The sequence below is a fragment of the Carboxylicivirga mesophila genome, assembly GCF_018271975.1.
Taxonomy (GTDB): Bacteria; Bacteroidota; Bacteroidia; order Bacteroidales; family Marinilabiliaceae; genus Carboxylicivirga; species Carboxylicivirga mesophila.
On the sequence record NZ_JAGUCN010000022.1, the window covers coordinates 15,373 to 29,326 of the forward strand.

Below are 13,954 nucleotides of genomic sequence, written 5' to 3' on the forward strand. Positions count from 1 at the left end.
TCTTCATACGGAAAAATTATGCGAACACAAATAATGATATTTAGTATAGTGACAGTTCTATTGGGTTGTAGTAAATCAAAGGATCCCAATTTGCCACCCACCCAACCAATACTACTTTCACCCGCTGACGGAGAAACCTGCGAGTCATTGCAACCATCTTTTACTTGGGAAGCAAGCGATCCGGAGCAGGATGACCTTACGTACACATTTTGGTTTGGAACAACACAGGATAATTTGAGTATTGCAGGTGATAATCTTCAAAACCCTGGTTATACCCTTTCTCAGGAGTTAAATATAGCCGCAAAGTACTATTGGCAGATAGAGGCCTACGATGGAACTTCGAGCACTAAAAGTGAAATTAATTCTTTTAGTACAATTGGTGAAGGAGAGAGTGGAGTGCTGCCTTCCAGACCTGCACTCATAGCTCCTAAAGCAGATATGCCAGCTGGTGATGTTACTTTTAGTTGGAATGCCTCATCTGCCGGCACAGGAACCATCACCTACGACTTATACATTCAACAAGATGCTGCTAATGGCTTTTCATTGCTGAAAGAAGGTATTGAAGGTACATCGTATACAAGCCATCTGAATGCAGGAAATCTGAGTTGGTATGTAGAAGCCAAAGATAGCAGGGGACAAACCACACAGAGCGCTGTCATCACCATTACGCTCAACTGAACCTACATTAATTACTAATTGAGTTGAAGAAACTCAATTGAAAACATTATAAAGATTCGATTTCAATTAAACCAATTAATGGAGCCTGATGAATACTTTCCGGGTTCTGTCTCATATCTAGAATTAAGAAACAATGAAAAATGTACTCGCAATAGTTACTGTCATATCATTAACTATCTCTTTTATATCCTGCGGTCAGAAAGAAAGTCATTCCCCTTATCATAAAGAAATTGAGGCGCTCTTGACTCAAATGACTATTGAAGAAAAAGTGGGGCAAACAGCCCAATTTACTCTCGATGTGATTGGAGAAGGTGAGAATGTATATTCAAGTCACTTTCCGTTTAAACTGGACGAAGTGATGCTAAATGACGTATTAGTCAATCGGAAAACGGGCTCTATACTTAATACGGCGACCAATACACCACTAACACTGGATGAATGGCAAGCTGTGGTCAGCCGCATTCAGGAGATAGCCATTGAAGCAACAGGTATTCCTGTGATTTATGGTATTGATGCCATACACGGAACCACCTACACACAAAAGGCTACTTTCTTACCTCAGCAAATTGGACAGGCAGCCACATTCAACAGAGATTTGGTACGAAAAGGTGCTGAAAACACAGCGTACGAAACACGAGCATCAAATCTGCCATGGAATTTTTCGCCAGTACTAGACTTGGGGCGTAATGCTGCGTGGCCGAGAATTTGGGAAACTTTTGGCGAGGATGTGTATCTCATTTCAGAGTTGGGAAAGGAAGTGATAAAAGGCTACCAGGGGGCTGATAGAGATGTAGTAGATGAACACCATGTTGCAGCCTGCCTGAAACACTATATGGGCTATGGTACTCCTGTAAATGGTAAGGATAGAACGCCTGCCAATATCCCATTACATGAACTGGTAGAGAAACATTACGAGCCTTTTGTGAGGGCTGTGGAGGCCGGAGCCCTTACAGTAATGGTTAACTCAGGTATTGTGAATGGAGAGTCGGTTCATGCCAGTTATAATCTGCTAACAAAAATGTTGAAAGAAGACCTGCAGTTTGATGGCGTGGTGGTAACAGACTGGCAGGACATTAATAATCTTTACGAACGTGACCGTATTGCTAAAAGCGATAAAGAGGCCATAAAAATAGCGTTTAATGCAGGTATTGACATGGCCATGGTACCTTATGATGTGGATTATACCGACTATTTTATCGAATTAATCAATGAAGGTGAAATATCAATGTCTCGTCTGGATGACGCTGTGCGTCGTATTTTGCTTTTAAAATATCGTCTTGGACTATTTGAAAAGCCCGTGTTTGATTACGCTGGTTATGAGAAGTTTGCCAGCATAGACCATCAGGATGAGGCACGAAGAGCTGCAGAAGAGTCAATCACTTTACTAAAAAATGTTGAAAACCTTTTGCCCCTATCGCCTAAGCTACGAATATTGGTGACAGGACCCAATGCGCACTCAATGCGCACCTTACAAGGTGGCTGGACCCTTTCGTGGCAAGGCGAAAAGGTCGAACAATTCATTGATAACCACAATACCTTCTTAACCTCAATTAAGAAACATGCTAATGATGTGGTGTATGCACCTGGGGTATCTTACAAAATGGATGCCTGGTGGAAAGAAGAAACGACTAATATCGCCGAGGCTGTAAATGCTGCCAGAAATGTTGATGTAATCGTCGCTTGTATAGGAGAAAACACCTATACCGAGAAACCCGGCGATCTGAACAATCTGTCTTTATCGCAAAATCAACAAGATTTAGTTAAGGCCTTAGCTCAAACAGGTAAACCAATCATATTGGTATTGAATGAAGGACGCCCGCGTACCATTTCGGATATAGAGCCTCTAGCCGGAGCTATAGTGCAAACCTACCTTCCGGGAACATTCGGAGGAGAAGTGACTGCTGACATTTTATTTGGCGTTACTAATCCATCGGGTAAACTGCCTTATACATATCCCAAGCATCCCAATTCATTGATGAATTATGATTATAAACCGGCTGAGAACAGGACGGAGATGCAAGGTGCCTATAATTACGGTGCTCTTCAGGATTTACAATATGGCTTCGGTCATGGGTTGAGCTATACAACATTTGAATACAGTAATTTGAAGGTTGATAAGCCTGAGTTTACCCCATCAGACACACTAACTTTTTCTGTTGATGTAACCAATACTGGAAAGAGAACAGGAAAAGAATCTGTGCTGCTATTTGCATCAGATTTGTATGCTTCCATTACACCTGATAATCGTCGTTTGCGCGGGTTTGATAAAATTGAGCTGAGTCCTAATGAAACCAAGACAGTTCAAATAAAAGTGAAGGCGTCTGATTTAGCCTTTGTTAACCTGGCTGGTGAATGGGTATTGGAAGAAGGGGACTTTAATGTGCAGGTTGGTAGCGAGGTTGTAATGATTAATGCTACTCAAAGTGGCAGATGGACATGTCCTTTTAGAAGGTTCTAATTAGCTATAATGTTAGAGGTAAAGATAATTGGTTTAACAGCTAGTTACTTTTCCTCTTACTCCAGATGTTTATTTCCGGATCACTGTTTTTTTGTTGACCCTTGGGGTTTGAGTGTGCATGTATGTGAAAGAATGTGAGTGTTGAAATGGTAGGTTGGCAACAGTGATGTGGCCTGGTGAATTGATTTCAAGAAGATGATTCCTGACGAGGAGTAGATCAGTTTAATAAATTCTTAAAACAAAAATCATGAAAAGAATCTCTACAATTTTTACAATGCTCATACTGACAGTTTGTATGACGATGGCTCAGACGCTACCCTTGGATTTCGAATCCGATTATGGCGCTAACTTATTAACAGGTGATGGCGGACAAGCTGAAATTGTCAGTGATCCTGATGCTAGTGGCACTCATGGACAAGTGCTTAAATATATTGAAAGTGGCCCTACCGTAGCGTGGGACCAGGATGGCCCTAAACAATGGCAGCTTGTTAAAATAAAGTTAATCGGCAATTACATTGATCTGACAGGGGTAGATAAAACAGTAACTTTTGACGTTTATACGACTGAAGTGGCAGGAGGTATAATAAAGCTCGAATCGTCTTTAAATGGAGGTTCAAGTGTGGAAGTTGGTTTTACAACTGCAGGTAGTGGATGGGAATCGATTAGTCTTGACTTTAGTGTGGCCTGGAACGGCAGTGTGGTTAGTGCTAATGATGAATATCTGCACGTTCTTTTTCTCCCAGGGTATGACGGTGCTGGCGGAGAAAAAACAATAACTAATGGTGTAGAACTGTACTTTGATAATATTACCGGACCTGTTGGTACGGCGGTAGCTGTGGATCCTTTGCCCGCTACTAATGCTCCAGTTCCTAATCATTCCCAATCTGATGTTACCGCTATTTTTAGTGACAGTTATATAGCGCCTGGTAATGTGGATTACAATCCGGGTTGGTGGCAAAGTACGGAGTTCTCCTTAATCGATATTAATGGTCGATCAACATTGAAGTTTGGGAAACTGAACTATCAGGGAACCACTTTCGATGCAATGGATGTTTCTGCTGCAGATTACTTGCATTTCGATTACTGGACGGCTGATGGAATAGAATTAAGAGCTTCGCCAATTAGTCAGAATACTGGTGAGACAGCATACCATATTAGCACAATAACACAGGAGCAATGGACTAGCGTGGATATACCCATAAGTTATTTCACAAATGCCAAGCCTGATATGCTGTTTAACGATATTTATCAGTTCAAATTCGATACAGAAGGAACACCAGGTAACTTCTCCTATGGCACCTTTTATATTGACAACGTCTATTTTTATAAAGATCAGTCTACTGGCCTTAATGCTATTGATGAGTCAGATGTTTCAGTTTATCCTAATCCCGCAACTGATGTTTTGAATATTAGTGGAGCTGCAGAGGGAGCTGTACTTGAAATCTACAGTGTACATGGGGCCATGGTGAAGCAAGCTATAGTTGCTAACGGTACTATTTCAGTCGCGAATTTAGAGGTTGGTGTATACATTGTTAAAGCAGGCGATTCAGTTATTAAGCTTATTAAGAAGTAAACTGCGGCACCATATATTAAAATATTATCTTTCAGGATGTTAGTGGATTTTAATTATATTAATAGGAGTTGGTTTAAGTTCAGCTCCTATTTTTAGTATTATAAAAAGAAGTTAATAATTCTGGAATGAAATACAGGGATTGTTTATTCAGGAAATTGATAGTATGATTAAGTAATTATAGCAATGAAAAAGATTAATTATTAAAAATGCACATATCTATATGTCACATTAGTAATTATATAAAGATAGGTGAACAACATTTGAAACTCCTTGACCAGTTATAAAACCACATCTTCTTTAATGACCAATATATTTGGCTTATCAGTTTGGGATAATGTCTCCAAACAGCTATAGGAAAAATAACAATTAAAGAAGATAACGATGAAGCTGAAGAAATTTGAAGGAAATCCAATTTTATCACCTAATCCGGATAATGAGTGGGAAAGTTTAGTTGCAACTAACCCTGCTGTCTGGTATGAAGATGGAACATTTTATTTATTGTACAGAGCTGCAGGTGACGATAAGGAACATCATATACATATTGGGTTAGCAACAAGTAAGGATGGTTTTAACTTCAAGCGTGTTCAGGATAAACCTGTTTTAACGCCAGATCCTAATGGTTATGATGCAGGTTCTGTTGAAGATCCAAGGGTCGTTAAGTTTGGCGACGAGTATTATATGACTTATGCATTTCGCCCCTATCCTCCGGGACAGTATTGGAAGAATGAATACGACCAGATAGAAGCGCCTAAGTTAAGTGAGTTCGCACCAAAGTGTTTACGCGAGAATGTGGGAAATACAGCACTAGCCATCTCAAAAGACCTGGTTAATTTCAAAAAAGTGGGCCGTTTGACAGAGCCTAGTTTAGATGACCGTGACGTTATTATATTTCCGGAAAAGATAAATGGTAAATTTTACATGCTTCACCGTCCAAAAAATTATGTAGGTGAAGAATATGGAACTGATGCCCCTGCTATTTGGATTAAATCATCAGATGATATGATGTCGTGGAATGTGGAAAGTAAATTATTGCTGAAAGGTGAAGAGTGGTGGGAGCCGAAAGTAGGTGGTAACACACCACCTCTTAGGACAGATGAAGGCTGGTTGATGCTTTACCATGGTGTGGATAAGGATTTTACTTACCGATTAGGAGCCTGTCTGTTAGATTTGGAAGATCCAACTAAAATACTGTATCGTACTCAGGATTTTATTCTGGAACCTGAAACAGATATTGAGAAAAACGGCTTATATAAATGGGGTGTCGTTTTCCCAACAGGAAATGTGATCGTTGATGATACCTTGTATGTTTACTATGGAGCTTCAGATCAGTGGTGTTGTGCTGCTACAGCTAATATTCATGAGTTGGTACAATTCATAAAAGACAATACGAAGTAGGAGTTATCCACATAAAAAGTTTCAATATTATGAATATTAGTGCAATAGATATTAGCATCCTAGTTATCTTTTTAGTCGGCATCATATGGTGGGCTTTGAAGAATGGGAAGAGTTCAGATTCTGACTCATACTTCCTAGCCGGAAGAAGCATGACCTGGCCGGTGATAGGTCTTTCCTTATTTGCAGCCAGTGTATCAAGTTCCACATTAATGGGACATTCAGGCGAAGGATTTATTAGTGGGATAGCCGTATTCAACTATAACTGGATCTCCGTGTTGGTAATGGTGTTCTTTGGGCTGTTCTTTCTTCCCTTTTATATAAAATCAGGGATTTTTACCATGCCGGAATTTCTGGAGAGACGATTCGATAAGAAGTCGAGATATTACTTTTCATTCATCACCATTTTTGGAAATGTATTTTTGGATGCGGCAGCAACGCTATATACAGGAGCCTTAATTATCAAGTTGATTTTTCCAGATTTAGAGTTGTTCACCATTATTGTTATTATGGCAGCTGTAGCTGGTAGTTATACAATTATTGGTGGATTGTCATCGGCCATAAACGCCGATATGATTCAGGCAGCAGTTTTAATTGTAGGATCGGCTATACTGTATTTCTTCGCACTCGATTCAATAGGCGGATGGGAAGAATTATATACCCTTTTCAATGAAGGCGTATGGTTAAAGTTAACCCGCCCCATGAGTGACCCAACCGTGCCTTGGCTAGGCATGTGGATAGGTATACCCATTTTAGGCTTCTATTTTTGGGGTAATAACCAGGTGATGGTGCAGCGGGTTTTATCGGCTAAGACCATTGACCATGGCCGAAAAGGCGTGTTGTTTGTTGGATTTCTGTACCTTTTTACCCTGTTTATTTTCATATTGCCAGGATTAATTGCTCGTGGTATCAATTTGTTTGGAGTGGAAAACCTGCCATTTGAAATGATAGATGGTAGTGCCTTAAAGTCAGGCTTTGGCATTAATACCGACCAGGTTTATCCGCGTATGATAGTAAAGTTATTGCCGGTTGGCTTAATTGGTATTATTCTGGCAGCCATGATTTCGGCATTAACATCCACCTTAAGTGCGACACTGAGTTCTGTTTCGACACTGTTCACCATGGACTTCTATAAACGCTTTCATCCCAATGCAGATGGAAAGAAGTTAGTATGGGTGGGGCGGATTACCTCATTTTTAGTATTGGTGTTTGCTGTTTTCTGGGCACCCATCATTCAGCAATTTGATTCCTTAGTAGCTTATTACCAGGAGGTGACCTCATATCTGGCACCACCGATTGTAGGTACGTTTTTCTTAGGCTTATTCTGGAAACGTTCTAATGAAAAAGGGGCTTTCTTTGGTTTGATGTCAGGTTTGTTATTGGCAGCCATTATCATGATTAGCAAATATGTGCTGGGTATGGAAATACAACTTCATTTCTTATTATTAGCGCCAATCATTTTGGTATTAAGTGTAATAGTTAATGTTATTGTGAGTTTAGCAACGCACTTGCCAGATGAAGACAAGGTGAAGCAAAATACATGGACCTTGGACATTTGGAAACAAGAGTCGGAAGAGTTGAAAAATGTAGTATTGTACAAGAACTTCAGGGTATTGTCACTGCTACTCGTAATTGCCTGTTTCACGATGTACTTTATGTTTTTTTAAACACAAGATAAAATGATTAGAAATATAATATTGGTATCACTGGTAGTAATGGTTTTTACTTCTTGCCAGGCAAAAAAAAAGAAGGAAAATATACAACCCAACTTCTTGTTTGTATTGGTAGATGACCAACCATATGATGCGTTAGGTGTGAATGAACGCTATCCGTTTTTACAAACACCCAATATGGATCGCTTGGCCAAAGAAGGGGTGTTGTTCGAAAATTATTTTTGTACGCAATCTATTTGTTCGCCTTCGCGTGCCAGTTTTTTAACCGGAACGTATGCACATATTCATGGGGTGAACCAAAATAACCGCCATGTTGATCCGGATTGGAATCGATTTAAGCCGTACACGCAATTACTACAGGATGCCGGATACCAAACGGCTCATGTGGGTAAAATTCACATGGCACATAAAAAAGGAGCTGAACATATCCGTCCGGGTTTTGATTATTGGTTCAGCTTTAACGGACAAGGCGATTATTTTGATCCACAGGTAAATGATAATGGTCGTGAATACCAGGAGAAGGGATACATGACCGATATCCTGACTGACAAAGCCATTACCTGGTTAAAAGAAAAGCGTGATAAAAATAAACCCTTCAGTTTGAACCTGTGGCATAAAGCGGTGCATGAGGATCATTCGCCGGCACCTCGTCACGATAATTTGTATGCGGATGAGAAACTGCCTGAGCCGCCACATGGCATGCTCAACGAGACTTTTGCCGGTAAACCGGAGTGGCAGCGCATTAAAGCAGCCGATGCCAAGTGGAAAGGATATGTGCCTGTTGATTCACTGCCGATTAAAAAATGGCCGGTGAAAGGTGATAAGTTTATGCGCTTACTCAAAACTTTAAAGGCCGTGGATGAATCGTTGGGTAAAGTATTGGCTACCCTTGAGGAATTAGGTGAATTAGAGAATACGGTTATCATCTATAGCAGCGATAATGGTTATTTTATGGGAGAGCATGGCTACTGGGATAAACGTATTGCCTATGAGGCTTCCATGCGAATTCCAATGCTGATTCGTTATCCAAAATTGATTCAGCCGGAGTTAAAAATTAATGAGCTGTGCCTTAATGTGGATATGGCACCTACCATACTTGAGTTAGCAGGTGTTGAACAGCCGGATTATATGCAGGGTGAATCAATGGTAGAACTATTGAAACATCAAAAGGATGATGCCTGGCGCCAGTCCATGTTATTCCAGTATTATGTGGATGATGAATATCCATACGCCGGACCTGATATGTTGGCTGTACGAACCGATAAGTATAAGTTAGTGGATTGTTTCTTAGACCATGATATTGATGAACTGTATGACTTGGAAAACGATCCGGGAGAGATGAATAACCTGATTGGAATGCCTGAGTATGCCGAAGTGGAAGCTCAGTTACGTCAGGAGATTGAGCGACTAAAAGTGCAATGCAACTATAACCCTGACCGCGACTGGTGGCTGCGCCAGGTAGCACCCAAAAAGAAAAAGAAGCATTAATGATAATATTTAAGCGACTTGAGTTGAGCGTAAAAGTGGATTTGTAAGTTTGTATTAGGCCTCTGTCATTATTGATGATAGAGGCTTTTTTTTCAATTGAGAGGACCTGTTAATCGCATTTTATCTTCCTGTTAAAACCATAGAATGGACAGATAAGTATTGGTATCTGAAAAATAAGGTTCACGCTAAGACCGCTAAGAATTACGCAAAGGTCGCAAAATATAGAATGCTTTTTTTGTGTGTTTTTCGTTCTTCGCGACTATATAGCTTTGCGCACTTTGTGAGAAATATTTGTGTTATGGATATCTTCTAATTACCAAATAACATAAGCCAGATTCTTTAAAAGACATAAAAAAAGTCAGACTGTTTGCAGCCTGACTTTGATATTTAGTGGTTTATCTAACTATGTTCGGTACATGTACTTCACTTTCTGACCTTTCCACCCAGTATCTTCTAACCAGTTTTGCATGGCGTTTTCCAACTCCAGGACTTGTTCCTTGTAAGCGCTGTCATTAACCATGTTTTCCGTTTCATTCGGATTATTTTTTAAATCATAAAAGAAGCGATCCCCATCATGGTAGATGATTAACTTATATTGTTCATTACGAATCATAAACGACCCTTTGGCATCTTCCAGCACTTCACGACTACCATTGGGGTTAGGTTTAATGCGCTCACAAAATGAGTATTTAGGTGCCAATGATCGAGCCTTTTCTCCCGTGAGGAAAGGAATAAGATCGACGCCTGCCACTTCTTGTTCAAATGCTGTTTCCGTCACCGATAGAATGGTTGGTTTCATATCAACAAGGCTCACGGGTATGTCTGAAACAGCAGCTTTTAGGAGCTTAGGGTAACGGATAATAAAAGGGACAGCCGCCTGTTCTTCGTAAAATGATTCATTCACCTTCCATACCATGCCGTGGCCTCCCATCATATCGCCATGATCGGAGGTGAAGATGATAAGGGTTTCATCCATCACACCTTGTTTCTCCAGTTCCGCCAATATCTTACCTACCCTGTCGTCGAGGTATTTGACAGCACCATAATAGATACGCATAAACTCTTTAAGGCCTTCGTCTCCATAGCCTTTTACCATTCTTCGTGACCATGACTTATCAAACTTCTTATCCGGAAATTGACTTGCAGGCATCTGTAACGAATCGGGATTAAACATGTCATAGTAAGGATCCGGGACAAAGTTAGGGTCGTGAGGCCAAATGAAAGAGGTCGTAATCATAAACGGATCGTTACTGGATGTAGCTCTTCGAATTCTATCAACCGTCAGGCTAGCTAACTTATCGTCGATCCAGTCCTCTTGTTCTAATCTCAATCGACCCATTTTAATAGGAAAGTCTTTATTACTATGATCCGCCCACAATGACTCAAGATAGTTTCTCTTCTCCTTCATATAAGGACTCACTTCTACCGGCCAAAACTGATTGTAAAAATTCATCCAATCCTTACCATCATCTTTACGAACGGTAATGCCCTTGTCTTCCATTTCTTTTTTGTACTGGTAGCCATAGTCGTACTGGTCGGTATAGTAAGGCAAATAATTTATGGAATCGCTCTCAATGTGCCACTTTCCAAATTGGTGGGTTTTATACCCCTTTTTATTCAATAATTTACCAGTTGTCTCATCCTTGATGGTGATGCCTTCTTTTTGCTTGAACCCTAGGTTATGGGCTACACCATGCTGGTGAGGATAAAGTCCGCTTACAATAGAGGCTCGAGAAGGGGAGCAAAAAGGAGTTGTGCTATAGGCTCTCGTAAATCGTACGCCTTCTTTGGCAATGCGATCGATATTGGGCGTTGGCACAGGGCCGCCATAGCAACTCAAGGCTTCGTAATTCAGCTGATCGCACATAATCACCAATACATTGGGGTGCTTTTCCGCTTTTTTCCGCTTTGAGGGATTACAAGCAGCTCCCAGAATAATCAGGATTAGCCCTGCAAAACCATATTTAAATGTTTTGTTCATAGATTTATAATTAAAATATTAATAGACGTTTATTCCTTCTTATACCTGAACAGCCAATCGTAAATGCTCATGTCAAAAGCATCAAAATTGGGGTTACCTTGTCCCATGCCGGAGCCATCGTAAGTCATGGTCCAGCAATCATGGCCTACACCAGGGTAAAGCGTTAATTTAGGTGTGTAAGTCAAATCCACTTCCAAAGCTTTAATGGCCTTAACCATGTCAATACTTCCATACACATCCACTGTGTTATCATCAATCCCATGGAATGCCCAAACTGGAATGTTAGTAAACTGATGAGCTAAATCAGGATTTCCTTTTCCGCAGATAGGTATGATGGCGGCTACAAGTGCTTGGTCTCCATATTCCTGAATGTAGTTCCAGGTGCCGAATCCACCCATGCTGTTGCCGGTTAAATAAATGCGTTGCTTATTAACCCGGTATGTGTCCATCAGGTATTGAATAAAGGCATGTACTTTCTTGGCATCCCAGTTGGTGGCTGTTAAGGGAGCTACCACAATGGCCGGATACGTAGGATTCCACTCACCTTTCTTTATCAGGTTACCTGGTCCTAGCCAAAGCACCTTCTTCAAATCATCTAAATCAGTGCCATCACCTCGCTTTCCGGCACCATGCAAAGAAATAATCAATGGGTATTCTTCTGTTCCCTGGTGGTATGCAGAAGGTGTATAGGCATAATAGCCATAACTGGCTGCTGTAGTGCCTTTGAGGTAGGCTAGCTGTTCGCCACCGGTATCTGCAGGCAGGCTTTCAATATCTGAATAATCAGCTACCTTATCTTTGTTATTATTGTCAGGCGATTCTGCAGGTAACTCTTTTTCTTCTTCAATTGCTTTGTTTGAATCCTTATCGCAGGCGTTAAGTGTAAAAAGTAAAGATAGTCCCAGGCAGGTTAAAATAATCGTTACATACTTCATAATGGATTTTTTTCAAAAGTGAATCGATGCATGCAAAATAAAGTAGCATAAGCTTATTGAGGTTTGTATTCCTGTCAATTAGGTTTGCTTACAATTAGCACTTGTATTAATAGTAGTGTTTGACATGGGAAATGACCAGTATTTACACCTTTATGAATACCTTATAAACAAAGCTTTTGGAAGTACGTAGTAATTTTATTGGCAAAAATTGAAATATGCAACGGATCTATTTTATAACCCTCTTATTATGCGCATTTGGTTTAATGATGTTCGCATCATCAAAAAACAAACCCAATGTCTTATTCATCACTGTCGATGATATGAACTGGAACTCCATTGGGGCTTATGGATGCCAGATACCAGAAATAACACCTCATATTGACCGCCTGGCTGAGGAAGGAATGCGTTTTGAACAGGCCTATGTACAGGCTTCCAATTGTTCACCATCGCGCAGTGTGTTTCAAACCAGCCGTTACCCACATCAAAGCGGTATGCGTGGTTTCTTTTATGTGGAAGCTGGTTTTAAAACCCTGCCCGAGGTATTAAAAGAGAGTGGATATATTACCGGGGTCATCAACAAATCAGCAGATAGTAGTTTGAGTCCCGATTTTGAAAAGTATTGGGATGTTAAGATCGATTTTAAAGGCGCCGAGAAACGCTCCGCCATTTCATATGGTCAGCAATTGGAGGAATTTCTTTCCACAGTAGAGCAAGAAAAGCAAGCTTTTTATTGTGTGGTGAACGTGGCCGACCCGCACAAGCCTTTTTTCAACGATGCCAAATCGAAAAAGCAAGGATTTGATGCTTTTGTACCCTCAAAAGTGTTCTCTGTCGATGAGGTGGATGTACCGGCTTTTTTACCGGATGCGCCAAAAGTAAAACAAGAGGTGCTTAATTACTACAACTCGGTGAAACGTGGAGATGATTGCGTGGGTGCCATTCTTGAGGTGCTGAAGAAGAGCCCCTATCATGAGAATACCATTGTGATTTTTGTATCGGACCATGGTATGCCCTTACCGTTTGCCAAGTCATCAGTTTATCCCAATGGTATCCGAACCCAATGGATTGTGGCCTGGCCCGGCGAGGTTGAGGCAGGTGCCGTCAATACGGATAATATGATTTCTGCCATTGACTTTATGCCGACGGTATTGGATATGATTGGTGTTAAGCCGCCATCAGGTATGGAAGGACAATCGTTTTACAAGGCCATGAAAAGAAAAGACTTGAGTAGCTCTGAATATGTGTTTGCACAATTTGATGAGAATGCAGGTGGTGTACCACGGCCTTCACGAACCGTATTGACAAAAAAATATGGCTATGTATTTAATGCCTGGGCAACGGGTAAATATCCGTTTAAGTGTTCGGCCGATGCTTATGCCAGCCATAAATATATGAAAGCACAAGCCACTTCCAACCAAGAGGTGAAAGAACGCTACGAGCATTGGGTGTATCGCAGTGTTGAGGAACTCTACGATTATGAGAAGGATCCGGATGCCTTACATAACCTGATTGATGACCCGGCATGCAAGGATATTGCCGAAAAACTAAGACAAGAGTTGGAAAGTCAGATGCAGGCTACCAATGATTATGTCCTATCGGCTTTTAAGGTGCGTGATAATCTGAATGCCTTGAATCAGTGGATGCAGGAAGAGGATCGGAAAGCCATTCAACGCGCTGAACAGTTGAGGTGGAAGCGCCATAAGAATCGAAGTGGTGCAACTAAGGGGCATACACAACTATATCAACTTCAGCTAAACGAATAATGTTTATTTTTGT

At 40.8% G+C, this 13,954-nt stretch carries 9 protein-coding genes; 7 read left to right on the forward strand and 2 right to left on the reverse strand.

Annotated features, from left to right (window positions below):
* Positions 1–18: 18 nt before the first annotated feature.
* The 6 genes from KEM09_RS16940 to KEM09_RS16965 all read left to right on the forward strand — a co-directional run bounded on the left by KEM09_RS16940 (position 19) and on the right by KEM09_RS16965 (position 9,262).
* Entirely contained in the window at positions 19–678 is a 660-nt protein-coding gene (locus KEM09_RS16940; RefSeq protein ID WP_212230084.1) for a hypothetical protein, read from the forward strand.
* A 133-nt stretch (positions 679–811) separates the two neighbouring features.
* Positions 812–3,136 (forward strand): glycoside hydrolase family 3 N-terminal domain-containing protein, encoded by a 2,325-nt coding sequence (locus KEM09_RS16945; RefSeq protein WP_212230086.1) that lies wholly within the window; start codon positions 812–814, stop codon positions 3,134–3,136.
* A gap of 247 nt (positions 3,137–3,383) precedes the next feature.
* Positions 3,384–4,709: a T9SS type A sorting domain-containing protein gene (locus KEM09_RS16950; protein WP_212230088.1), complete on the forward strand. Its 1,326-nt coding sequence runs from the start codon at positions 3,384–3,386 to the stop codon at positions 4,707–4,709.
* 381 nt (positions 4,710–5,090) lie between these two features.
* Positions 5,091–6,104: a glycoside hydrolase family 130 protein gene (locus tag KEM09_RS16955; RefSeq protein ID WP_212230090.1), complete on the forward strand. Its 1,014-nt coding sequence runs from the start codon at positions 5,091–5,093 to the stop codon at positions 6,102–6,104.
* Between the two features lie 29 nt (positions 6,105–6,133).
* Positions 6,134–7,768 carry a sodium:solute symporter gene (locus KEM09_RS16960; RefSeq protein WP_212230093.1) on the forward strand — a complete coding sequence of 545 codons (1,635 nt, stop codon included), beginning with the start codon at positions 6,134–6,136 and terminating at the stop codon, positions 7,766–7,768.
* 12 nt (positions 7,769–7,780) lie between these two features.
* Positions 7,781–9,262, forward strand: a complete 1,482-nt coding sequence (locus tag KEM09_RS16965; RefSeq protein ID WP_212230096.1) for a sulfatase family protein — start codon at positions 7,781–7,783, stop codon at positions 9,260–9,262.
* Positions 9,263–9,665: 403 nt separating this feature from the next.
* Here the strand turns inward: KEM09_RS16965 and KEM09_RS16970 are convergent, their stop codons facing one another.
* Entirely contained in the window at positions 9,666–11,243 is a 1,578-nt protein-coding gene (locus tag KEM09_RS16970) for a sulfatase family protein (RefSeq protein ID WP_212230098.1), read from the reverse strand.
* A 29-nt stretch (positions 11,244–11,272) separates the two neighbouring features.
* Positions 11,273–12,178 (reverse strand): carboxylesterase family protein, encoded by a 906-nt coding sequence (locus KEM09_RS16975; RefSeq protein ID WP_212230099.1) that lies wholly within the window; start codon positions 12,176–12,178, stop codon positions 11,273–11,275.
* A 215-nt stretch (positions 12,179–12,393) separates the two neighbouring features.
* On the opposite strand from KEM09_RS16975, the gene KEM09_RS16980 reads away from it, so the two are divergent.
* Positions 12,394–13,941, forward strand: a complete 1,548-nt coding sequence (locus KEM09_RS16980) for a sulfatase family protein (RefSeq protein ID WP_212230101.1) — start codon at positions 12,394–12,396, stop codon at positions 13,939–13,941.
* Positions 13,942–13,954: the final 13 nt, after the last annotated feature.

Bases quoted from the DNA above. Each gene is read 5' to 3' on its own strand.
- KEM09_RS16940 (WP_212230084.1), top strand. From the start codon at position 19: ATGCGAACACAAATAATGATATTTAGTATAGTGACAGTTCTATTGGGT.
- KEM09_RS16980 (WP_212230101.1), top strand. From the start codon at position 12,394: ATGCAACGGATCTATTTTATAACCCTCTTATTATGCGCATTTGGTTTA.
- KEM09_RS16970 (WP_212230098.1), bottom strand. From the start codon at position 11,243: ATGAACAAAACATTTAAATATGGTTTTGCAGGGCTAATCCTGATTATT.
- KEM09_RS16945 (WP_212230086.1), top strand. From the start codon at position 812: ATGAAAAATGTACTCGCAATAGTTACTGTCATATCATTAACTATCTCT.
- KEM09_RS16975 (WP_212230099.1), bottom strand. From the start codon at position 12,178: ATGAAGTATGTAACGATTATTTTAACCTGCCTGGGACTATCTTTACTT.
- KEM09_RS16965 (WP_212230096.1), top strand. From the start codon at position 7,781: ATGATTAGAAATATAATATTGGTATCACTGGTAGTAATGGTTTTTACT.
- KEM09_RS16960 (WP_212230093.1), top strand. From the start codon at position 6,134: ATGAATATTAGTGCAATAGATATTAGCATCCTAGTTATCTTTTTAGTC.
- KEM09_RS16955 (WP_212230090.1), top strand. From the start codon at position 5,091: ATGAAGCTGAAGAAATTTGAAGGAAATCCAATTTTATCACCTAATCCG.
- KEM09_RS16950 (WP_212230088.1), top strand. From the start codon at position 3,384: ATGAAAAGAATCTCTACAATTTTTACAATGCTCATACTGACAGTTTGT.